Below are 20,217 nucleotides of genomic sequence, written 5' to 3' on the forward strand. Positions count from 1 at the left end.
CAGCGCCCCTCACCTCTTCCCCCCGTCATGCCGCTCGCCCTCGGACGGATACAGCGTCAGGAAGTCCTCGCCCGGCATGGCCGGAAAGCCCCGGAAATTGACGCCATTGGCGAAGCTGTCGACGCAGGTCCGCCAGCGCTTGTCGCAGCTGACGCCCGGCGTCGCCGACACCCCGCAGCGTCCGTCGCCCAACACCGCGTCGCACAGCCGGCCGAAGGTGCGCCCCGCCACCCGGTCGAGGGCGGCCAGCGGACCTTCCAGTTCGGCGGTGAAGGCCTCGCCCTCGCGGCGGATCCTGGCGATGCGCGCGGTCCACAGGCGCACCAGCAGGTCGGGGCGGCTCCAGTCCACGCGCAGGCAGGCCACCGACGCGCCGTCATAGAGCCCCGCCTCGATATCCGGCGCCGTGACCGCCCCGTCATCCAGCGCGCCCAGCGCGGCCGAGAGGCCCGGCGCGAAACCGGCGGCGGTCTCGTGGGCGCCGGCGGTCCAGCCGGTGGCGGCGCGACAGGTCACGCCCTCGACCAGCAGATCGCGGTCATGATCGGTGAAGCCCAGCACCACGCCGTCGCCGCGGGTCAGGATCCAGGCGTGGCACAGGCTGGCCGCGCCCTCTTCCAGGCGCGCGGCCAGTTCGGCGGGAACCGCGCGCATCAGGCCCGCACCTCGACCAGCGGACAGGCGGTGATCCGCGCGGCGGCGAAGCCTTCCATCTGCAGGTCCAGCCGGTCGATGTCGAAACGCACCGGGGTGTCGAACTCGAAACCCGCCCGCACGGCCGCGCCGGCGGCGGGGGCGGCAACCAGGGTCACAAGGCCTGTGGCCAGGTCGACTGCGAAGGCGGCCGGGGCCAGGGCGACGCCGGCGACCGCGACCTTCACCGTGCCGGCCACCGGTTTGGCGATCGTGCGCGTCGCGACCTCGGGCGCGCTGCCATAGGCCTTGACCAGCTGGAAGGTCTTGCGCGTCCCGTCGCCGGTCCCGATGGCCTGGTCGGTCGCCGCCGGCTGGGCCGAGGGGACGCATGACTTGAAGTCAGTCGGGTCACGGAAGCGGAACCCATGCAGCCGTCCGCGCCGCGCCTCGAAGAAGGCGACCAGCTGGGCCGCCTCGTCCAGCGGCCGGACGGCGGTGGCGATCAGATAGCGGCGGCGCCCCTGGGCCCACGGGCTGGAGCGGCGCTCGTGGCCCGAGGCAAGGGTCACCACCTCGGTGCGCCGCTCGACGCCGCCCGTGCAGCCGAACGCCAGCCGCGCGGGCAGGCGGATATCGTGGAAGGCGCTCATGGCGGCTCCTGTGGTTTGGGATGTGGATGGGTGGGGCCAGCGCCGCGGACGGGGCTCAAGGCCAAAGACGGTTGTCATCCCGGACGAGCGCGCAGCGCGAAGATCCGGGACCGACGCCTGAGCTCTGCGCTTCCGGCGGTCCCGGATCTGCGCCCGGCTATCGCCGGACTTGTCCGGGATGACAGCCTTTGTGCAGGCGTTTTCCCTGGTCTGCGCGGGAGGAGCGCCGAAGGCGCGGTCGGGCAAATGGCGATTAAGTCTGCGTCATGACCCGCTTTTCACTTCTTGCGCGGCCCCCCAACCCCTACGTATGAGGTCAAGAACTGGAGACCGTCATGGACTGGAAGAACCTGTTTTTCTCGGCTGAAGGCCGTATCGGCCGTCAGGCGTTCTGGATCGGCTGGCTCTGCCTGCTGGGCGCGAACGTCGTGGCCGGCTGGGTGCCGTTCTTCGGTTGGGCGCTGTCGCTGGCCTCGATCTGGTGCTCGATCTGCATCCACACCAAGCGCCTGCACGACATGGGTCAGACCGGCTGGTGGCAGGTTCTGCCCTGGGTGTTCGGTCCGGTCCTGGTGTTCGGTTCGGCCATCTCGATCGGCGTCTCGGCGGCCCTGGCGGCCATCGGCAACGGCGAGCCCGACCTGGCGGCGATCGCCGCCCTGGGCGGCTTCTTCATCTCGCTGTTCGTCGCCTTCGCGGTGTGGCTGGCCTTCACCCTGTGGGTCGGCTTCAGCACCGGCCAAGCCGGCGAGAACAAGTACGGCCTGGCGCCGACGACGGCGGTGGCGATTTAGGGGGCATCGATAGACTTGCCTCGCCCTGTGACACGTGCAGCAATAGCCGCGCAATCACGGGGCGAGTGTTGATGACCTTCGAAAATCTCAAGCTTTATCTAGCCGGACGTGCAGGTCGGAGCGAGTATTGGATCTGGATGATCGGTATCACGCTGGGTACCGTCGCTCTTAGCCGGGTGATGAAGGATCAAGGGCTGGTCAGCCTCATCAGCGCATTGCCATGGTTCATCATCGCGTCGCGTCGCCTCAGAGATTTCGGCATGTCAGGCTGGTGGTGCCTGTTCAACATAGGAGCTGGATTCGTGATCGGGCTTCTTTCGGCGATCGCCAACGCCATTGTCGGCGTAGCTGACGGTGAAATGGTTTCTCCGACTCTTCGGATGGCGCTGATCGGGATCACCAGTTGGGCCTTCATCATCTATGTCGGCTCGCGACGAAGCTTGACCACGCTTGATACCGCTGCCTCCGCATCTGTCGGGAGCTAAAGCCCCCTCGCCCCCAGACTCACCGCTCTTGCCAAGGCCTGCGCCAGCTGGGCATCCGACCGCGCCAGACCCGATGCGTCGCCGCCCTGCACATTGACCGTCACCGAGACCCCGCCGCCGCCCAGCGGCTCGACGCTGCCGGCGCCGGAGGGCCGAAACACCTCCGGCCCGCGCTCGCCGACCAGATAGGCGCCGCCGGCCGTAACCGGTCCGCCATCGGCTCGCGCTCCGGCGAAGGCGCCCGACACGGCCTGCGCCAAGCCACCGCCCTTCATCGCCGCCCCCGCCGCGCCGATCACCGCCCGCGCCAGTTCGGCCAGCGAGATCTCGCCGTCGGCGGCGGCGCTGGCCAGGGACCTGGCCAGGCTGGAACCCGCCCGCGCGAAGGCCTCCTCGATCGACGAGGCGGCGCGCTGGGCCGGCGCCTTCAGGGCCTCCAGCGCGGCGGCCGCCTCGGCGGCGCGGGCGGGGACGGACGAGAGGCCGTCGGTGTCGAAACCGCTCATGGCGGGGTCTCCTTGTCGGGAAAGCGGGCGATCAGGGCGTCCAGGCACGGACGGGTCAGCACCGGCGCGACGGGCGCAGCGGTCAGCATCCGCCATTCGCGCAGGGACAGCCGCCAGAAGGCCTGTGGCGCGATGTTCAGCCGCACGGCCAGCCGCAGGGCCTCGGGCCAGCTGGTCATGCCGACGCCGCCAGGGTGGCGGCCACGGCGGCGACGGCCTCGGGAATCGTCACGGCGGAGAGGTCAGCCGGCTCGCCCTCGATCAGGGCGGCCAGCACGGCGAGGAGTTCGCGGGCCGACAGGGTCTCCATCCGGCCCGGCAGCTCGCGCCAGTCGGTGAGGTTCAGCGCGCCTTCGATGCGGGCCAGGGCGCCCAGGGTCAGGCACAGGCGGCGCGGGGTTCCGGCCAGGGTGATGGCGACCTCGCCTCGGGCGGGGTTTGGGGGTGGCATTCCACGCTCCTTCAAATGTTCAAAATTCTTGTCATCCCGGAAGCCTCGCAGAGGCTATCCGGGACCCAGGGGCCGGCGCATCGCGGTTGCCCCTGGGTCCCGGCGCTCCCCCCGGCCTTCGCCGGGGTCCGGCCGGGATGACAAGCTTTTTTGGGCTTCAACGGCCGCTCTAAATCGCCGTGAACGTCACCGCTCCCGCCGACGCCAGCGACAGCGCGAACGCTGCCTCGCCGTCGTGGTCGCCGGCATAGTCCAGGGCCGCGACCAGGAACGGACCTTCCAGTTGGCCAAAGTCGGGGATCACCAGCCGCCACGTCCGGGCCGACTGGTCGAAGAAGCTCTGGCGCACCTGGGCGTCCGACGCGGCGTCGCGAAACACCCCCGCGCCCGAAACAGCGCAGGATCGCACGCCCGCCCCGGCCAGCAATTCACGCCAGCGGCCGGTGCTGTCGCTGTCGGTGGTGTCGATGCTGCGGGCGTTGAGACTAATGGTCCGGGCCCGCAGGCCCGCGACGGTGACGAAGGTCGGGGTGGGCGCCCCGTCGCTGATCTTCAGCAGGATATCCTTGCCGGCTTGAGCGGCCATGGGTGGGCTCCGTTGTTGGTGTTTCGGACTTGCCCCCTCCGCGCTGACGCGCTCCTCCCCCTGAGGGGGAAGATGAGGGGGCCGCGCTTCGTCTTCCCCCTCCAGGGGAGGACGACCGCGCAGCGGTCAGGAGGGGGCGAGTGGTCGGTTCGCTAGAGGGGTTCAGTCACCGCCCGCACGCGCACGATGCCCAGGGTCAGCTCGCGCTCGGCGGCGGGGAAGACGTCGGCATAGGCGACGCGCAGATTGACCAGCCGGCGGCCGGCGATGGTCGGGCGGGCGTCGTGGATCACGGCGCGGACGGCGGCGACCACCGCCCGGGCCTCTTCCGGCCCACCGAATTTCGAGACGCAGGTCAGGGTCAGCAGGTGCTCGACCACCTCGCCCTCGACGATGCGGCTCTCGGTGCGACTGACGGCCAGGCAGGGATAGGTCGGCACGCGGGGCGCGCGGGCATAGATCCGCTGGCCCAGGATGGCGGTGATGGCCGGCGCGGCCTTGAGGGCGGCGACGAGGCCGTCGGCCAGGGCTTGATCGCTCACAGGCGAGCCTTTCGATAAGGGGCCAGCCACGGCTCGACCATGGCCAGCGAGGGCTCGCCGGTTTCGCGGTGGACATAGGCGTGGGAGACCAGGGTCAGGATCGCCAGGCGCAGGGGCGCGGGACTGGCGGGCGCCAGGGTCAGGCCGGTGGCCGCCGCCACGCGGGCCTCGGCGGCGTCGATCAGCAGGCTGATCGTGGCGTCCTCCGAGGCGTCGGACGCGCGCAGAAACGCCCGGGCCTCGGCCAGGGTTAGGGATTGGGGCATGTTGGGGCTTTCGGATTGGGGGACTTGCCCCCTACGGATCGCTTCGCGATCGTCTTCCCCCGGAGGGGGAAGATGAGATCATCCGCCCCCTCCGGGGGCGGACGGCTGCGCAGCAGCCCGGTGGGGGCAAGTGATCGGGTCTAAGAAACCGCGAACTTCAGCAGCTTGACCGCGTCAAAGTTCTGCACCCCGCCGCCGACGCGCTTGGTGGTGTAGAACAGCACGTGCGGCTTGGCCGAATAGGGGTCGCGCAGCACGCGCACGCCGGCGCGGTCGGTGATCAGATAGCCCTTCTCGAAGTCGCCAAAGGCCAGCGACAGGCTGCCCGCCGCGACATCCGGCATGGCCTCGATCTCGGTCACCGGATAGCCGAGCAAGCTGGCCGACTGGCCCGGCTGCAGGGCCGCGTTCCAGATGTAGTTGCCCTGGGCGTCCTTGAACTTGCGCACCACGCTGACCGTGCGGCGGTTCATCACGAAGCGGCCGTTCTGGCGGTACTGGGTCCTGGTCGCGTAGATCAGGTCGATCAGCTTGTCGGTGGGGTTGGCGGCCGCGAAGGCGCCGGCGACGCCGGTGGCCAGATAGCCCATCTGGCCCCAGGTGTAGGAGGCGTCCGGCGCGGCGGTGTAGGCCAGCAGGCCCTTGGGCTTGTTGACGCCGTCACCGCTGATGAAGGCCGTGGTCTCCTGCGCCGCGAAGGCGTCCTGCACCTCCTCGGCCAGCCACTCGTCAATGCTGACATAGGCGTCGTCCAGCAGGGCCTGGGTCGCGGCCGGGCTGGCATAGAGCTCGCCGGCCGGGAAATCGATGATGTCGAGCGTCGGCGCCGTGGTCTCGGGACGGGCGGCGGTTTCGGCCACCCAGGCGGCGGCGAGGCCGGCGGGCGACACCGGCTTGCGGAAGGTGCCGGCGCTGATGGTGCGCACCTGACAGATTTCGCGCATCGGGCTGGTCGCCGCCAGGCGACGCAGGATCGACCGCTCCAGCTCCGGCGGGGCCACATAGCCGCCGGCCGTGGCCACGCCCGCCGACAGGCCCTTGGCTTCCAGCAACAGGGCGGGCGTCTCGCCGGTCTTGATATAGCGGTCGAAGGCGGCCTTGCGCTCGTCGACATGCGCCAGCGGCGCATCAACGCCAAGAGAGGGTCTGCGGCTGTCGGCCAGCACGCGGTCCAGGCGGTCCTGGGCGCGGGAGACGGCCTCGTCGATGCGGCTGACCTTCTCCTCCAGCAGCACGTCGGCCCGCTTGGTCTCGATGGCCGAGAGGCGCTGATCGTTGGCGGCCTTGAAGGCCTCGAACGCGGCCAGCACCTCATGCATCATCGCCCCCGGCGAGGCCGGGGCGTGTTTGGTCTCTTTCATGGAGTTCTCCGAAGAAGCCCTTCCCCCTTGATGGGGGAAGGGTTTGGGATGGGGGTGACTGCGGCGGTGGCCGGTCACTCCGGGGGTGGGACGGAGGGGCGGCGCCGGACGGGCTCGTCCTGACGCGCTGTCACCCCCATCCCCGCCCTTCCCCCATCGAAGGGGGAAGGGAGTTCTGCTAGCGTTCGCCGCATGACCGACCACGCCACGCCCAACCTGCCGTCCCGCGACTTCGAGACCACCGCCCGCTTCTATGCGGCGCTGGGGTTCGAGCAGGGCTGGCGCGACAATGGCTGGATGATCCTGGAGCGCGGATCGCTGACGCTGGAATTCTTCCCGTATCCGGACCTCGATCCGGACAGCAGTTCGTTCGGGTCGTGCCTGCGGCTCGATGACGTCGACGGCTTCTACGCGGCGTGCGTGGCCGCCGGCCTCCCCGAGACCACGAAGGGCCGGCCCCGCCTGCATCGGCCCAAGCTGGAAGCCAGCGGCCTGCGCATCGGCGCCCTGATCGACCCGGACGGCTCGCTGCTAAGACTGATCCAGAACCCAGACTAGGCGGGCGCCGGGCAACCTTGGTCAGAGCATTGATCCGCCTTAGGGTGAGCCACCATGTCGAAACTCACCGCTCTTGAGCTGGCCGTCGCCGAAGCCATTGCCCGGCAATATCCCGACGCCACTAAAGCCCTGCTGGAGCAGCTTCAAAGCGCTGTCGTCGCCAAGCGAGACTTCACTGGCGTAGGTTTTTTCACTGAGTTTGACGTGCCCAGAGATGGCCCGCCGGCTAAAGATGTCGCCGGCCCAGTAGGTCACATCCGGTCTCTGGTCGGGCCTGAACAGTATCCGCTGGAGTTCATGCTCTACGTCCGTGGCGGGTACGCCGAGATGATCGAGGCTTACAGCTTCGAAGACGGCTACGGCGATCTGGATCTGTTGACGGCGGAGTTCACGCCTCCGACCGAGAGCGACTTCCAGACAGTCGAAGTCTAGCCCCCGGCAGCATCGGGAACGTCACCACCGACACCTCCCACAGCTCCACCCGCTTCAGCACCCGCAGGCTGCCGTCCTGCCGCGCCTTGACCTGGCGAAAGCCGATGGAGAGGCCGTCCAGCGCCCCGGCCTCGACCAGGGCCGCGACCAGCCTGCCGCGCGGCGTCGCGCGCAGGATCCGCCCACGGACGAACAGGCCCTTGGCGTCCTCGACGATCTCGTCCCAGACGCCGACGGGCTCGGCGTCGTCATGCTGGTGCAGCATCTTGACGCCCGCCGCGCCGCTCGCGGCCAGGCTCTCGGCGAAGGCCCCGGCGGCGGTGACGTCGTCATTGAGGTCGCGGGTCCAGAACAGCGAGGCGTAACCCTCGATCTTCAGCGCATCGCTCATCGGTCGCGCTCCAGCCGGGATTCGATGCGGGCCAGCGCGGCGCGGGCGGCGGTCGCCTGTTCCTCCAGCCGGGCCAGGCGCTCGGCGACGGGGGCCTGGGTGTCGAGGCGCTTGTGCATCTCGTCGATCCGGGCCGAGGCGCGTCCGGCCCACATCAGGGCGGCGGCGGCCTGCAGGGCCACGGCCACGATCAGGGCGACCGAAATCTGGCGGTCCAGCCGCCAGCGGTTGGGGGTGGTCATTTTCTGGGTCCTTTTGGGGACTTGCCCCCTACGGGTCGCTTCGCGACCGTCTTCCCCCGGAGGGGGAAGATGAAACGGGCCCACCTCATCTTCCCCCTGAAAGGGGGAGGACGACCTGCGCAGCAGGTCAGGAGGGGGCCCTGCTGAGTCAGCCGTCCAACCCCGCCAGCCTTCTCCGCTCCTCCGGCGTCAGGAAGCTGGCGGCGTCGAGCCGGGCCCACAGGGCGTCACGTTCGGCGGACAGGGCGGGCACGGCGTCGAGGTCCGGCGCGATCCGGGCATCGGGGAACTTGACCGCCAGCCAGGCCGTCATCGCCCGCGCCGCCCGCTCGACCAGCGGCACCACCGTGTGGCGCCAGAGGGCGGCGTTGGCCTCGCGATAGTTGGCATAGGTGGCGTCGCCGGGAATGCCCAGCAGCTGGGGCGGCACGCCAAAGGCCAGGGCGATCTCGCGGGCGGCGGCGTGCTTGCCGTCGGTGAAGTCCATCTCGGCCGGGCTCAGCGACATGGCCCGCCAGTCGAGGCCCCCTTCCAGCAGCAGCGGCCGTCCGGCGTTGGCGGCGCCCGAATGCACCGAGGACAGCTCGGCCTTCAGCCGGTCGAACTGCTCGTCGGAGAGGCGGTCGCCGGCCTCGCGGTTGGAATAGACCAGGGCGCCGGACGGCCTAGCCGAGTTATCCAGCAGCGCCTTGTTCCAGGCGCTGGAGGCGTTGTGCACATCGATGGCGAAGGCCGCCGCCTCCAGCGGCGACAGGCCGTAGTGGTCGCTGGTGGGGTTGAACAGCTTCAGGTGCAGCAACGGCAGCCAGCCGTCGGCGTCGCGCCCGATGCGCACCGTGCGGCCGCCGGCCTGGTAGTCATAGGCCAGCGGCCAGCCGCGCGGGCCGGGCGCCAGGGTCATGCGATCGGGACGCAGGGCATAGAGCTCGCCCGGCGCCTCGCCCTCCCCGGCCGCTTCCAGATAGGCGTTGCCGGCCGTCTGCAGGTTGCCGAAGAACGCCTCCATCAGATCGGGGCCGCCTTGTTCGGGATTGGGCGTCTTCAGCAGCTTTTGCAGCGGGTGGTCGGGGGCGCGCTGGCCGCCGTGGAACACGATCAGCGGCGTGGCGGCGGCGGCCTCGGCGATCATCCGCACACAGCGATAGACGACGGGGTTCTTGGCGAAGCCTTCGCTGGCCAGGGCCGCATAGTCGCGCGGCGTCCACTGCGGGCGACCGCCGGTGGTCAGGGCGATCAGGCGGGCGGCGCGGGAGTCTTTGACTTCTCGCTCGGACTGGGGCGGGCGGGGTTTTCGGAACAGGGGCATGGGGGTGCTCGCGGTTAAGAACGAATAGTGAACATGTTAGGGTTGCGCGCTTCCAAGTCCTCCCCCTGAAGGGGGAGGCGGCCGGAGGCCGGTGGGGGAAGACCGCATTGAGTCAGCAGTCACGTCCCCCTCCGTCGACTGCGCCGACACCTCCCCCTTCAGGGGGAGGACTTGCGAAAAACGGAGGGGGTTATGGAGAGACCGGAGAAATCACGTATAGCCCGCGCCAGATCGCTCCGCCGCGAGATGGCGCTTCCCGAAATCCTTTTGTGGTCAGAGCTTCGCGGCGGTCGGCTGGGCGGCCTGAAATTTCGCCGCCAGCATCCCTTCGGTCCCTATGTGCTGGACTTCTACTGCGCGGAAAAACGACTGGCCGTAGAGGTCGATGGCAGGGTCCATGAAACCGAAGATCATGCCGAACGGGACCAGATCCGCGATCAGCGGCTGGCCGAACGCGGCGTCACCACCCTGCGCATTCCGGCCAGCGAAGTTCTCCGATCCGTGGACGACGTCCTTGGAACCATCCGCGAGGCGATCTGGCCCTGGCGCCCAGGTTCTCCCTCTGAAGCGGAGGGGTCGCCCCGGACCTGATCCGGGGCGACGGAGGGGGGCGTTGGCCGGCGTGGGATCACTTCCCCCTCCGGCCCATTCGGGCCGCCTCCCCCTTCAGGGGGAGGACTTAAAGACTGCGAAGCCGGGGCCTTTGTGCGTAGCCCAGCATCAACTCACTCACCGCCCAGACCAGCGCATCCGCCCGGTCGGGACTGTGCCCCAGATCGCCCGTCCCCAGCGCCATCAGCTCCTCCTCCAGCGCCGGAAAGGCGCCGCAGTGAAGCACGCGGCCCTGCTCGTAGAGCGCCGCCACCGGTTCGGCGCGGGCGCGTTTGCCCAGCGAGGCGCGGACCAGTTTCACCGCGCAGGGCGGATCGGCCTGCACCAGCACCGCGCGGACCATGTCGCCGCCCTGATTGGCCTCGGCCACCAGGGCGTGAGCGCCGAACTCGCGGGCCGCCGCCACTGCCCGTCGGGCCCAGCCATTGGGCGACAGGCCCTTGGCCGAGCGGTCGGCCAGCACGAAGGCCCGGCCATCCCGCTTGCCCACCACCACGATGCCACAGGCGTCACCCGTGGCCGTGGCGGGCGGATCGACCGCCACCACCACCCGATCGAAGGCCGGCGGCGCGGCGCCCCGGCAGCGGGCCAGGTCCTCGGCGCGAAACAGGCCGCCCTCGTCCTCGACGATGACGCCGTCCAGCTCCTGGGCCGCCAGGCGGGTGCCGCCATAGAGCGCCTCCAGGGTGGACAGGAACGCCGGCGCCAGGTTGTCGGCATTGGCCGCCGTGCCGGCCCGGGTGACCGCGACGCCGGGCTCGGCCATCAGGGTCTTCAGCGCCCGGATCGGCCGGGGCGTGGTGGTGACCACCAGCCGGGGATCCTCGCCCAGCCGCAGGCCAAACCGCAGCATGGCCAGGGTCTGGGCCGGCTTGGGCCAGGCGCAGAACTCGTCGGCCCAGGCGGCGTGGAACTGCGGGCCGCGCAGGCTGTCGGGGTCTTCGGCCGAGAAGGCGTAGGCGACAGCGCCGTTGGGCCAGATCAGTCGCTTGCGGGAGGTTTCCCACCGGGGCGCAAAAGCCGGACCGCTCATGGCCCGCAGACCCGAGGGTCCGTCGACCATCACCTCGCGCACATCGTGCAGGGTGGCGCCGACCAGGGCCAGACTGGGATAGGCCAGGGCCTGCCAGACCATCCAGCGGGCGCCGGCGAAGGTCTTGCCCGCGCCGCGTCCGCCCAGCATCAGCCACGCGGACCAGTCGGTGTGTTCGGGCTGCTGCTGATGCGGCGACGCCCTAGCCAGACAGGCGCTGAGGACCGCCTTCCTGTCCTCGTGGTCCAGGGTCGCGATAGCCTCGATGATGGTCGCATCCCTCGCGGCGCTTGAGCTCGATAAGGTCAGCAACGCCGCTGATCTTGGCGACAAGAGCGGCCTGAAGTTCGGCCGGGTCATCGGGAATATCGTCATGCATCGGGGCCTCTTCTTCAGGCGCGGGTTTAGGCTCCGGCTTTGGGGGTTTTCGGGCGACGGGCTTGTCTTCAGGGATCATCACCATGATCGACCGCGTCGTGCGGGCGTGCACGCCGTAGGTCTCCGCCTTGCGCTTGGACAGCACGGCGACTGGGACCTCGGTCGCAGCCCTGGTGATCTCCCACTCGCTGTCCATTTCCTTCATGAGCCGGTCCTGGTGCATCTCGCCCCATTCCCGAACTCTCTCGCTTCTTTGGGCCATGACACAAAGATACGGGACCAGCGGGCGCCTCTGATCCAGAGGTGCGAGAAAGTTTCAAAGCATTGATTTCGCTGGATTCGATTCGCTGAACGCAGAGGATGGAGGGCAGCTTATCCCCGTGGTCGGGCCAAACTGATCGTCATTCCCGCCCTTGTGGCGGGAACCCCTGGTTCAGCTGAACCGTGAAGCGCCAGCGAAGTGCGCGCGCACTTCGCCTCTCCCGCACCTGCGGCGGACAGAGGGGTTCCCGCCACAAGGGCGGGAATGACGGACAGGTATATTGGACTCGCCCCACACCAGATGCGGCCCATGAGCTGGGGTATCTAAAAGGCAAGAGAGCCTGTGGATAACTTTCGAGTGCGGCCGACTTGCCCCCGACGGGCTGCTTCGCAGCCGTCTTCCCCCGGAGGGGGAAGATGAAACGCGCCGACCTCATCTTCCCCCTACGGGGGAGGACGACCTGCGAAGCAGGTCAGGAGGGGGCCAGTATCAGCCGCACCCTACCCCTCGTCCGGCTCGTAGAACTCATCCCCCCGATCGACCATCAGGTCGGTGGCCACGAAGTCCATGGCGTCCTCGGGGTGCTCGAACGACAGCTCGCTGACGGTCTGGTCGCGGACCGAGATGCCCTGCTTGTGGGTGCTGTCGGGGTCACCGGTGACCAGCGGATGCCAGTCGGGCAGGGTCTTGCCCTCGTGCAGGCGGCGATAGGCGCAGGAGGGGGGCATCCACTCCAGCTCCTCGATATTGTAGGGGGTCAGCTTGATGCAGTCGGGCACCGTCTTGCGGCGGTTTGCGTAGTCCTTGCAGCTGCATTTGTGCTCGTCGAACAGCTGGCAGTGCACGCGGGTGGGAATGACCTCGCCGGAATCTTCGTCTTCGAAGCGAACCAGGCAGCAAAGACCGCAGCCGTCGCATAGACTCTCCCACTCGGGGACGGTCATCTGCTGGAGGGACTTCGTCTCCCAGAAAGGTTTGCGCACCATCATGCGCGCGTCCTAAACCGGATTTAGGCTGAGACCAAACAGGGCCGTATCGAAACCGTGAACGACTGGACGCTTCCCCCGTACCGTTTCGAAGAAGGCTCCAAGCCGCCGCAGAAGCCGGAGGTGTCGTTTGGCGCGCCTCCGCCTCCCCCGCCGGAAGACCCGTTCGCGCCCAAGCCGCCGCCTGAACCCGCACCCGAAGAACCTTTCCGCGCCGATCTGGCCCATCGGAAAGCCAGCAAGAAAGCCAAGCGCTTTGGCTGGGTCTGGAAGACCCTGCTGGTCGGGGTGCTGCTGGGCGTTCTGACCGTGGGCGGCGGGGCGGGCTATGTGTGGTGGAAATATCTGCGCGACACGCCAAAGCTGCCGACCCGCGAGGCGCTGTTCGCCGTCAACCGCGCCCCGGGCATCCGCTTTGAGGACAAGAACGGCCAGGTGATCGCCACGCGCGGTCCGCGCTATGGCCAGCGCATCACCCTGGCCACCGTGCCCAACTATGTGCCCCTGGCCTTCATGGCCGCCGAGGACCGCCGGTTCTACCAGCACGGCCCGATCGACCTGCGCGGCATCGGCCGGGCGGCGCTCGTCAACTGGAAGGCCGGCCGCACCGTCCAGGGCGCCTCCACCCTCAGCCAGCAGCTGGCCAAGGGCCTGTTCCTGACGCCTGACCGCACGGTCAAGCGCAAGCTGCAGGAAATGGTCATGGCCCGCGAGCTGGAGAAGGTGCTGACCAAGGACGAGGTGCTGGAACTGTACCTCAACCGGGTGTTCTTCGGGGCCAACACCTTTGGCGTCGACGGGGCCAGCCGCACCTATTTCGGCAAGCCCGCCAGCCAGCTGACCCTGTCCGAAGCCGCCCTGCTCGCCTCCCTGCCCAAGGCGCCGTCGCGCCTGGCCCTGACCCGCGACATGAGCGGGGCCCTGGCCCGCTCGCGGCTGGTGCTGGCCAATATGCGCAAGGAGGGCTGGATCACCGCCGAGCAGGAAAGCCGGGCGCTTGATGACACTCCGCGCCTGTCGCCCCTGGCCGTGCAGGACGAGGGCAATTACGGCTGGGTGCTGGACTATGCCACCAGCGAGGCCGTGCGGATCGCCGGCCAGAACGCGCCCGATCTGGTGGTTCGCCTGACCATCGACCCCCTGCTGCAGAAGCTGGGTTCGGAGACCGTGCGCCAGGCCATCGCCTTTGACGGCGAGCGGGCCGGGGCCGGACAGGCGGCCCTGCTGTCACTGTCCGCCGACGGCGCCGTGCGGGCCATGGTGGGCGGCACCGACTATATCGAAAGCCCCTTCAACCGGGCGGTCCAGGCGCGTCGCCAGCCGGGCTCCACCTTCAAGCCGTTCATCTACGCCGCAGCCCTCGACAAGGGGGTTTTGCCGACCGATATCCGCGTCGACGCCCCGGTGAAGTTCGGCGACTGGGCGCCGGAAAACTATGCCGGCGGCTATCGCGGTCCGATGACTGTGGAACAGGCCCTGGTCAATTCCACCAACACCATCGCCGTGAAACTGGGCCAGGAAGCCGGCGGGCCGGCGATCGGCGAACTGGTCCGGCGCTTTGGCATCACCACCCTGCCGCCCAGCCCCGATCTGTCGGTGGCGCTGGGCTCGTACGAGGTCAGCCTGCTGCAGCTGACCTCGGCTTTCCAGGTGTTCCAGCAGGGCGGCAACCGGCTTGAGCCCTATGTGATCGAGAGCATCGTCACCCAGGGCGGGGCTCCGGTTTTCGCCCGTCAGCCTCAGCCGGCGCCGCTGGCCGTCTATGACCTCGCCCGGGCCTCGATGATGGTCAAGATGATGAAAAAGGTCGTCAGCGAAGGCACTGCCAAGCGCGCCGCCTTCGGCCGTCCGGTGGCGGGCAAGACCGGCACCAGCCAGAACTGGCGCGACGCCTGGTTCGTGGGGTTTACCCCCGACTATGTGACCGGCGTCTGGGTCGGCAACGACAACGACAAGCCGATGAACAAGGTGGTCGGCGGCGACATCCCGGCCAGCATCTGGCGGCGGTTCATGATGACCGCTCACCAGAACCTGGCCGTGCGCGACTTCCCGTGGCTGTTGCCCGATCCGGCCCCGGAGAGCGAGCCTGACCCGCGCAACGGCTACTACGAGACCCTGGCGGCTGAGTTTGGCCGGGTCGCGGCGGAGCTGGACGCGGTGGCCAATCCGCCCGCCGAGCCGACGCAGCCGGGACCCGAGGATCTGCCTTACTAGAGCCCGGCCGACGCAACGGCGCCCTCGACATCCAGCCCTGCCGCCGCCACCTTCCCCCGCTGACCTTGGGGAGACCAGACCATGACCGACCAGACCCTTGCCGGCCGCACCGTGCTGGTGACCGGCGCCTCATCGGGCATCGGCGCCCATCTGGCCCTGGCGGCTGCGCGGGCCGGCGCGAAGGTGGCCCTGGCGGCTCGGCGCACCGACCGTCTGGCGGACCTGGTCGACCAGATCCAGGCGGCCGGCGGCCAGGCCCTGGCCGTGGCCATGGATGTCGAGGACGAGGCCTCGGTGATCGCCGCCTATGACGCCGTCGAGGCGGAGTTGAGGGTCGTCGATTCCGTGATCGCCAATGCCGGGATCAGCATGCAGGGTTCGGCCCTCGATATCGCCATCGACGACTTCGACAAGGTGCTGGCGGTCAATACCCGCGGCATGTTCCTGACCGCCCGCGAGGGCGCCCGGCGGATGATCAAGGCTGGCTCTCCGGCCAGCGGTCGCGGCCGGGTGCTGCTGGTCGCCTCGATCGGGGCGCACAAGGTGTTGCCGGGCCTGACGGCCTATTGCACGTCCAAGGCCGGCACGGCGATGATGGGCAAGAGCCTGGCCCGCGAGTGGGCCCGCAAGGGCATCAATGTCAACGTCCTGTGCCCGGGCTATATCCGCACCGAGCTCAACAGCGACTGGTTCGACCAGGAAGGCGGCCAGAAGCTGGTGGCGTCCTTCCCGCGCAAGCGCCTGATGGCCGAAAGCGACCTGGCCCCCATGGCCCTGCACCTGTGCTCGGACGCGGCGGCGACGATCACCGGCGGGGTGTTCACGGTGGATGACGGCCAGTCGCTGTAGCGCCCTGCCGGGGGTTCGATCAGGTTTCGACCGGATCGGGTCATCATGACCGCTAAAGGCCCTGGACGGGCTTGACGAACCGGGCGCGGGTCGTCGTCATCGACGGCCCGATCGTCGCGCGCCTCGCGCCCTCAGAATGGTATGGCATGGCTTCTGATCCCGACAAGGCCGGCGCACGGATCACCGCCTTCTCGCAGGGCGCGATCATGCTGCCGGCCCGGCCCGAACCGATCCCGGTGGATCCCAGGACCACCGCCGTGATCGTCATCGACATGCAGAACGCCTATGCCTCGCCCGGCGGCTATCTGGACCTGGCCGGGTTCGACATCAGTGGCGCAGCGGCCGTGATCACGCAGATCCAGGGCGTCCTGCCGGTGGCCCGCGCGGCCGGCATGCAGGTGATCTATTTCCAGAACGGCTGGGACGATCAGTATGTGGAAGCCGGCGGTCCCGGTTCGCCCAACTGGTGGAAATCCAACGCCCTGAAGACCATGCGCGCCCGGCCCGAACTGCAGGGCAAGCTCCTGGCGCGCGGCCAGTGGGACTATGAGCTGGTCGACGCCCTGACGCCCGAACCCGGCGACATCCGCCTGCACAAGACCCGCTATAGCGGCTTCTTCAACAGCCAGCTGGACAGCGTGCTGCGGGCGCGCGGCATCCGGCATCTGGTGTTCGTCGGCATCGCCACCAATGTGTGCGTGGAGTCGACCCTGAGGGACGGCTTCATGCTGGAATATTTCGGCACGGTGCTGGAGGACGCCACCCACCAGGCGGGCCCCGACTTCGTGCAGAAGGCGGCGCTGTTCAATATCGAGACCTTCTTCGGGTGGGTCTCGACGACGGCGGATTTCAAGGGGGCGTTCGGACAGTTGGCGCCGTCCGCATAACCTCCGCTCTCCCCGGCGAAGGCCGGGGCCCAGATCGAACCCACGAGAGCTTGAAACGACGGACAGGCCGCAAGGCGCGAACACCCCAAAGGCCCAGGATGAATCTGGGTCCCGGCATTCGCCGGGAAGAGCGGGTTTAGAGAGCTAGAGGACAAGAAAAATGCCCAAGACCGTCATCATCCCGCCCGGCACGGGCACGCCCATCGCCCCCTTCTCGCCCGGAACCCTGGCCGACGGCGTCGTCTATGTCTCGGGCACCCTGGCCTTCGACAAGGACAACAATGTCGCCCATGTCGGCGACGCCGAGGCCCAGACCCGGCAGGTGCTGGAGACCATCAAGTCGGTCATCGAAACCGCCGGCGGCACGATGGAGGACGTGACCATGAACCACATCTTCCTGACCGACTGGGCCAACTACCAGACCATCAACAAGGTCTATGCCGAGTACTTCCCCGGCGAGAAACCGGCCCGCTACTGCATCCAGTGCGGCCTGGTGCGGCCCGATTTCCTGGTCGAGATCGCCACCGTCGCCCACATCGGCAAGCGCTAAGCCGCATGACCTCGGGAACCGTCGACGGCCTGCACTATGAAATGCACGGCGGCCCCGTGGCCGGTCGCACGGCGGTGATCCTGTCGTCGGGCCTGGGCGGCTCCGGGGCCTTCTGGGCGCCGCAGATGGCGGCCCTGACGGCGAAGTATCCAGTCGTCCTCTACGACCACCGGGGCACGGGCCGCAGCGTGCGGGAGCTGACCCAGCCGCACTCGGTGCAGGCCATGGCCGACGACATCGTCAAGGTGATGGATGCCCTGGGCCTGGCCCGCGCCCATGTCGTGGGCCACGCGGCCGGCGGCAATGCCGGGCTGGCGATGGCGCTGTCGCACCCTGATCGCCTCGCCAAACTGGTGGTGGTCAACGGCTGGTCGCGACCCGATCCGCATATCCAGCGCTGTTTCGATACCCGCATCCACCTGCTGAACGACAGCGGGGTGCAGGCCTATGTCCACGCCCAGCCGATCTTCCTCTATCCGGCCAGTTGGCTGTCGGAGAATAACGATCGGCTGCAGGCCGAGGAGCCGCACCACGTCGCCAGCTTCCCGCCCCGGGACGTGGTGCTGGCCCGCATCCAGGCCCTGCTGGCGTTCAACATCGACGACCGGCTGGGCGAGATCCTCCACCCCGTGCTGGTCAGCGCCAGCGCCGATGACATGCTGGTTCCGGTCGGCTGCTCCATGCGCCTGGCCGAGGGCCTGCCCAACGGCCAGCTGGAGGTCGCGCCCTGGGGCGGCCACGGGTTCACGGTGACCGATCCGGAGACGTTCAATGCGGCCTTGCTGGGCTTTCTGGAGGGGGACGAATGATCACTTTTCTTCGCTCTCCCCGGCGAAGGCCGGGGCCCAGATCGAACCCGCGGCGCTTCTGAAGCTGATCGGTCGGAAAGCGCGAACCCCCCAAACACTCAGGATGAATCTGGGCCCCGGCCTTCGCCGGGGAGAGCGGATTTAGAGAACCTAAACAGGACACACCCCCATGCAGGTCGGCGTCTTCATTCCCATCGGCAACAACGGCTGGCTCATCTCGGAGACCTCGCCGCAGTACATGCCCAGCTTCGAGCTGAACAAGACCATCGTCCAGAAGGCCGAGACCTATGGTTTCGACTTCGCGCTCTCGATGATCAAGCTGCGCGGGTTCGGGGGCAAGACGCAGTTCTGGGAGCACAATCTCGAGAGCTTTACCCTGATGGCGGGCCTGGCGGCCTTGACGTCGAAGATCAAGATCTTCGCCACCGTCGCCACCCTGACCATCCCGCCGGCCATCGCCGCGCGGATGGCCTCGACCATCGACAGCATCGCTCCGGGCCGGTTTGGTCTGAACCTGGTGACCGGCTGGCAGAAGGCCGAATACAGCCAGATGGGCCTGTGGCCAGGCGAGGCGCACTATACCGACCGCTACAACTACCTGGCCGAATACACGACCGTGCTGAAGGATCTGCTGGAGACCGGCGTCTCGGACTTCAAGGGCAAGTACTTCCAGATGGACGACTGCCGGGTCAGCCCTCACCCCAAGGAAACCAAGCTGATCTGCGCCGGCTCATCGAACGAGGGCCTGGCCTTCACGGCGCAATATGCCGACTACAGCTTTGCCCTGGGCAAGGGCACCAACACGCCCACCGCCTTCGGCTCGGTCAATGACCGCCTGAAGGCCGCCGCCGACAAGACCGGCCGCGACGTGGCCAGCTTCATCCTGTTCATGATCATCGCCGACGAGACCGATGAGAAGGCCATGGCGAAATGGCAGCTCTATCGCGACGGCGCCGACCAGGAGGCCCTGGCCTGGCTGACCCAGCAGGCGGCCCCCAATGCGGCGGCCGGCGCGACCACCAACACCGCCCAGCTGGCGGCCCCGGAGTCGGCCGTGAACCTCAACATGGGCACCCTGGTGGGGTCCTATGATAGCGTGGCGCGGATGCTGGACGAGGTGGCGGCGGTGCCGGGCACGGCCGGGGTGCTGCTGACCTTCGATGATTTCGTCGAGGGGGTGGAGAACTTCGGGACGAAGATCCAGCCGCTGATGACGTCGAGGAAAGTTTAGCCGGGACACTCGCCCCCACCTGGCCTCTGCGCGGCCGTCCGCCCCCGTAGGGGGCGGATGAGATCATCTTCCCCCTCCGGGGGAGGAGCGCCGAAGGCGCGGAGGGGGCAAGTGGTCGCCGCCTCCGCAATCGATCAATCCACCGCCAGCATGCCCAGCAGCTGCAGCCGGAACGTCATCACGCTGCCCGCAGGGATCGGCCCGACGTCGCGGTCGCCATAGCCCAGCTCGGGCGGCACATAGAGCACCCACTCGTCGCCGACCTTCATCATCGGCAGGGCTTCCAGCCAGGCCTGGACCAGACCGTCCAGCGGCATGATCGCCGACTGCTTGCGCTCGAACGAGCTGTCGAACACCGTGCCGTCCAGCAGCTTGCCTTCGTAATGTACCTTGATGATGTCGCCGGTCTTGGGCGATGGGCCGGTTTTGGGGCCCGAGGTCAGGATCTTGTACTGCAGGCCCGACGGCAGAACGACCACGCCGGGCGCCTTGGCGTTGATCGCCAGGAAGGCCTGACCGGCCGTCTGGGCGGCCGTCGCGCTGGCCAGCGGCGCGGCTGCGGGCGTCTGGGCGCTGGCCATTCCGCCCACGGCCAGAGTCAAACCAAGGGTCAAACAGGCAAAACGAAGCATTCGGGGTCCTGACCAAGAATCTTTTTTGGAACGGCAGACTAGGGGCTTTCCCCGGCGACGCAACCTTTTCACGCAAGGCAAAGTCTATAAAAATCAATAACTTGATCAAAGTTTTCATTGATCAGGCGAGTTCGCTGAACAAGTCCGACAGCCTTTCACGGCCACTTGTCGAGATTGTGACCGCTATTAACCAAGCATTAAGATGTTTTTTAGGCCACGGTTGCCCTCTTCAAAAGCCATTCGGCAAGAGAGGGAGGTACGACATGCCCAGACACACCGGCGCCTGCGCCGCCCAACGCCACTGGTGGCAACGCTATCCGATGTTCGCCCTGGCCGCCGGCTGGGTGGTGATCGGCGCGGTCATGATCGGCGGCGTTTCTCAGCTGCCCATCTAGCGGCTCAACCTAAACCCTCGATATCTCGCTGTGTGGCAGACGCCGCACGCCTCCCCTGTCGCACGCGGCAGGACAAGGGCGGCTGAGCGCTGCTCCCCGTCGCCAAGCGCACCGGACGAGACTGAAGGGCCCAGGCAGCGACGGCAGGCGGCGCACAGGCCGGCCTCAGCCCA

General features: G+C 68.3%; 27 protein-coding genes and 2 pseudogenes. 13 read left to right on the forward strand and 16 right to left on the reverse strand.

Annotated features, from left to right (window positions below; all coding sequences use genetic code 11):
• Positions 1-9 precede the first annotated feature (9 nt).
• Positions 10-654, reverse strand: coding sequence for a baseplate hub protein (locus ACN2C7_RS15550; protein WP_419318003.1), 645 nt, complete (start codon positions 652-654; stop codon positions 10-12).
• A complete protein-coding gene (locus ACN2C7_RS15555; protein ID WP_419318005.1) occupies positions 654-1,286 on the reverse strand; it encodes a phage distal tail protein, Rcc01695 family in 633 nt (210 codons plus the stop codon). The genes ACN2C7_RS15550 and ACN2C7_RS15555 overlap by 1 nt, the downstream gene beginning before the upstream one ends.
• Positions 1,287-1,621: 335 nt before the next feature.
• Between ACN2C7_RS15555 and ACN2C7_RS15560 the strand changes: the two genes are divergently transcribed.
• Both ACN2C7_RS15560 and ACN2C7_RS15565 read left to right on the forward strand, forming a co-directional pair.
• Positions 1,622-2,080 carry a DUF805 domain-containing protein gene (locus ACN2C7_RS15560; protein ID WP_419318007.1) on the forward strand — a complete coding sequence of 153 codons (459 nt, stop codon included), beginning with the start codon at positions 1,622-1,624 and terminating at the stop codon, positions 2,078-2,080.
• 71 nt (positions 2,081-2,151) lie between these two features.
• Positions 2,152-2,565: a DUF805 domain-containing protein gene (locus ACN2C7_RS15565; RefSeq protein ID WP_419318009.1), complete on the forward strand. Its 414-nt coding sequence runs from the start codon at positions 2,152-2,154 to the stop codon at positions 2,563-2,565.
• On the opposite strand, the gene ACN2C7_RS15570 is transcribed toward ACN2C7_RS15565, so the two are convergent.
• From ACN2C7_RS15570 to ACN2C7_RS15580, 3 genes are read right to left on the reverse strand one after another with little or no spacing between them, the layout of a single operon-like run.
• Complete coding sequence (locus ACN2C7_RS15570; protein ID WP_419318011.1) at positions 2,562-3,071, reverse strand: phage tail tape measure C-terminal domain-containing protein; 510 nt, start codon at positions 3,069-3,071, stop codon at positions 2,562-2,564. The genes ACN2C7_RS15565 and ACN2C7_RS15570 overlap by 4 nt on opposite strands.
• Positions 3,068-3,250, reverse strand: coding sequence for a phage tail assembly chaperone (locus ACN2C7_RS15575; RefSeq protein ID WP_419318012.1), 183 nt, complete (start codon positions 3,248-3,250; stop codon positions 3,068-3,070). The genes ACN2C7_RS15570 and ACN2C7_RS15575 overlap by 4 nt, the downstream gene beginning before the upstream one ends.
• Positions 3,247-3,522 carry a GTA-gp10 family protein gene (locus ACN2C7_RS15580; RefSeq protein ID WP_419318014.1) on the reverse strand — a complete coding sequence of 92 codons (276 nt, stop codon included), beginning with the start codon at positions 3,520-3,522 and terminating at the stop codon, positions 3,247-3,249. Before ACN2C7_RS15580 ends, ACN2C7_RS15575 begins: the two co-directional genes overlap by 4 nt.
• A 28-nt stretch (positions 3,523-3,550) precedes the next feature.
• On the opposite strand from ACN2C7_RS15580, the pseudogene ACN2C7_RS15585 reads away from it, so the two are divergent.
• A pseudogene (locus ACN2C7_RS15585) lies at positions 3,551-3,671 on the forward strand (hypothetical protein); the annotation flags it as partial.
• Positions 3,672-3,691: 20 nt separating this feature from the next.
• Here ACN2C7_RS15585 and ACN2C7_RS15590 read toward each other — a convergent pair.
• The 4 genes from ACN2C7_RS15590 to ACN2C7_RS15605 form a co-directional block, all read right to left on the reverse strand.
• Positions 3,692-4,108 (reverse strand): phage major tail protein, TP901-1 family, encoded by a 417-nt coding sequence (locus ACN2C7_RS15590; RefSeq protein WP_419252147.1) that lies wholly within the window; start codon positions 4,106-4,108, stop codon positions 3,692-3,694.
• Positions 4,109-4,260: 152 nt separating this feature from the next.
• On the reverse strand, positions 4,261-4,650 hold the full coding sequence (locus ACN2C7_RS15595; RefSeq protein WP_419318016.1) for a DUF3168 domain-containing protein: 390 nt from the start codon (positions 4,648-4,650) through the stop codon (positions 4,261-4,263).
• Positions 4,647-4,916 carry a head-tail connector protein gene (locus tag ACN2C7_RS15600; RefSeq protein ID WP_419318018.1) on the reverse strand — a complete coding sequence of 90 codons (270 nt, stop codon included), beginning with the start codon at positions 4,914-4,916 and terminating at the stop codon, positions 4,647-4,649. Before ACN2C7_RS15600 ends, ACN2C7_RS15595 begins: the two co-directional genes overlap by 4 nt.
• Before the next feature lie 140 nt (positions 4,917-5,056).
• Positions 5,057-6,277: a phage major capsid protein gene (locus ACN2C7_RS15605; RefSeq protein ID WP_419318020.1), complete on the reverse strand. Its 1,221-nt coding sequence runs from the start codon at positions 6,275-6,277 to the stop codon at positions 5,057-5,059.
• 192 nt (positions 6,278-6,469) lie between these two features.
• Here ACN2C7_RS15605 and ACN2C7_RS15610 point away from each other — a divergent pair, with 192 nt between their 5' ends.
• Positions 6,470-6,835 carry a bleomycin resistance protein gene (locus ACN2C7_RS15610; protein ID WP_419318022.1) on the forward strand — a complete coding sequence of 122 codons (366 nt, stop codon included), beginning with the start codon at positions 6,470-6,472 and terminating at the stop codon, positions 6,833-6,835.
• Positions 6,836-6,889: 54 nt separating this feature from the next.
• Entirely contained in the window at positions 6,890-7,267 is a 378-nt protein-coding gene (locus ACN2C7_RS15615; RefSeq protein WP_419318024.1) for a hypothetical protein, read from the forward strand.
• Here the strand turns inward: ACN2C7_RS15615 and ACN2C7_RS15620 are convergent.
• The 3 genes and pseudogenes from ACN2C7_RS15620 to ACN2C7_RS15630 all read right to left on the reverse strand — a co-directional run.
• Positions 7,224-7,658, reverse strand: a complete 435-nt coding sequence (locus tag ACN2C7_RS15620) for an HK97 family phage prohead protease (protein WP_419318025.1) — start codon at positions 7,656-7,658, stop codon at positions 7,224-7,226. The genes ACN2C7_RS15615 and ACN2C7_RS15620 overlap by 44 nt on opposite strands.
• Positions 7,655-7,900: a hypothetical protein gene (locus ACN2C7_RS15625; protein ID WP_419318027.1), complete on the reverse strand. Its 246-nt coding sequence runs from the start codon at positions 7,898-7,900 to the stop codon at positions 7,655-7,657. The genes ACN2C7_RS15620 and ACN2C7_RS15625 overlap by 4 nt, the downstream gene beginning before the upstream one ends.
• Before the next feature lie 148 nt (positions 7,901-8,048).
• Positions 8,049-9,282: pseudogene (locus ACN2C7_RS15630) on the reverse strand (phage portal protein); the annotation flags it as partial.
• A 170-nt stretch (positions 9,283-9,452) separates the two neighbouring features.
• On the opposite strand from ACN2C7_RS15630, the gene ACN2C7_RS15635 reads away from it, so the two are divergent.
• Positions 9,453-9,797, forward strand: coding sequence for an endonuclease domain-containing protein (locus ACN2C7_RS15635; protein WP_419318029.1), 345 nt, complete (start codon positions 9,453-9,455; stop codon positions 9,795-9,797).
• 88 nt (positions 9,798-9,885) lie between these two features.
• Here the strand turns inward: ACN2C7_RS15635 and ACN2C7_RS15640 are convergent, their stop codons facing one another.
• The 3 genes from ACN2C7_RS15640 to ACN2C7_RS15650 all read right to left on the reverse strand — a co-directional run bounded on the left by ACN2C7_RS15640 (position 9,886) and on the right by ACN2C7_RS15650 (position 12,480).
• Entirely contained in the window at positions 9,886-11,001 is a 1,116-nt protein-coding gene (locus tag ACN2C7_RS15640; protein ID WP_419318031.1) for a DNA-packaging protein, read from the reverse strand.
• 52 nt (positions 11,002-11,053) lie between these two features.
• Complete coding sequence (locus ACN2C7_RS15645; RefSeq protein WP_419318033.1) at positions 11,054-11,434, reverse strand: hypothetical protein; 381 nt, start codon at positions 11,432-11,434, stop codon at positions 11,054-11,056.
• A 557-nt stretch (positions 11,435-11,991) separates the two neighbouring features.
• On the reverse strand, positions 11,992-12,480 hold the full coding sequence (locus ACN2C7_RS15650; RefSeq protein WP_419318035.1) for a YcgN family cysteine cluster protein: 489 nt from the start codon (positions 12,478-12,480) through the stop codon (positions 11,992-11,994).
• 54 nt (positions 12,481-12,534) lie between these two features.
• Here ACN2C7_RS15650 and ACN2C7_RS15655 point away from each other — a divergent pair, with 54 nt between their 5' ends.
• The 6 genes from ACN2C7_RS15655 (at position 12,535) to rutA (ending at position 19,017) form a co-directional block, all read left to right on the forward strand.
• A complete protein-coding gene (locus ACN2C7_RS15655) occupies positions 12,535-14,691 on the forward strand; it encodes a PBP1A family penicillin-binding protein (protein ID WP_419318037.1) in 2,157 nt (718 codons plus the stop codon).
• An 81-nt stretch (positions 14,692-14,772) separates the two neighbouring features.
• On the forward strand, positions 14,773-15,540 hold the full coding sequence (locus ACN2C7_RS15660) for an SDR family oxidoreductase (RefSeq protein ID WP_419318039.1): 768 nt from the start codon (positions 14,773-14,775) through the stop codon (positions 15,538-15,540).
• A gap of 146 nt (positions 15,541-15,686) precedes the next feature.
• Complete coding sequence (gene rutB, locus ACN2C7_RS15665; RefSeq protein ID WP_419318041.1) at positions 15,687-16,427, forward strand: pyrimidine utilization protein B; 741 nt, start codon at positions 15,687-15,689, stop codon at positions 16,425-16,427.
• 160 nt (positions 16,428-16,587) lie between these two features.
• The gene (gene rutC, locus ACN2C7_RS15670; protein ID WP_419318043.1) at positions 16,588-16,977 is read left to right on the forward strand and encodes a pyrimidine utilization protein C; all 390 of its coding nucleotides are present in this window, start codon (positions 16,588-16,590) and stop codon (positions 16,975-16,977) included.
• 5 nt (positions 16,978-16,982) lie between these two features.
• Positions 16,983-17,786, forward strand: coding sequence for a pyrimidine utilization protein D (gene rutD, locus ACN2C7_RS15675; protein WP_419318045.1), 804 nt, complete (start codon positions 16,983-16,985; stop codon positions 17,784-17,786).
• Between the two features lie 169 nt (positions 17,787-17,955).
• Positions 17,956-19,017 carry a pyrimidine utilization protein A gene (rutA, locus tag ACN2C7_RS15680; protein ID WP_419318047.1) on the forward strand — a complete coding sequence of 354 codons (1,062 nt, stop codon included), beginning with the start codon at positions 17,956-17,958 and terminating at the stop codon, positions 19,015-19,017.
• Between the two features lie 134 nt (positions 19,018-19,151).
• On the opposite strand, the gene ACN2C7_RS15685 is transcribed toward rutA, so the two are convergent.
• Positions 19,152-19,649 (reverse strand): FKBP-type peptidyl-prolyl cis-trans isomerase, encoded by a 498-nt coding sequence (locus tag ACN2C7_RS15685; RefSeq protein WP_419318049.1) that lies wholly within the window; start codon positions 19,647-19,649, stop codon positions 19,152-19,154.
• A gap of 263 nt (positions 19,650-19,912) precedes the next feature.
• Between ACN2C7_RS15685 and ACN2C7_RS15690 the strand changes: the two genes are divergently transcribed.
• Positions 19,913-20,044, forward strand: coding sequence for a hypothetical protein (locus ACN2C7_RS15690; RefSeq protein WP_419252164.1), 132 nt, complete (start codon positions 19,913-19,915; stop codon positions 20,042-20,044).
• The last annotated feature ends 173 nt before the right edge of the window (positions 20,045-20,217 follow it).

Source organism: Caulobacter sp. ErkDOM-E (assembly GCF_048541895.1).
Taxonomy (GTDB): Bacteria; Pseudomonadota; Alphaproteobacteria; order Caulobacterales; family Caulobacteraceae; genus Caulobacter.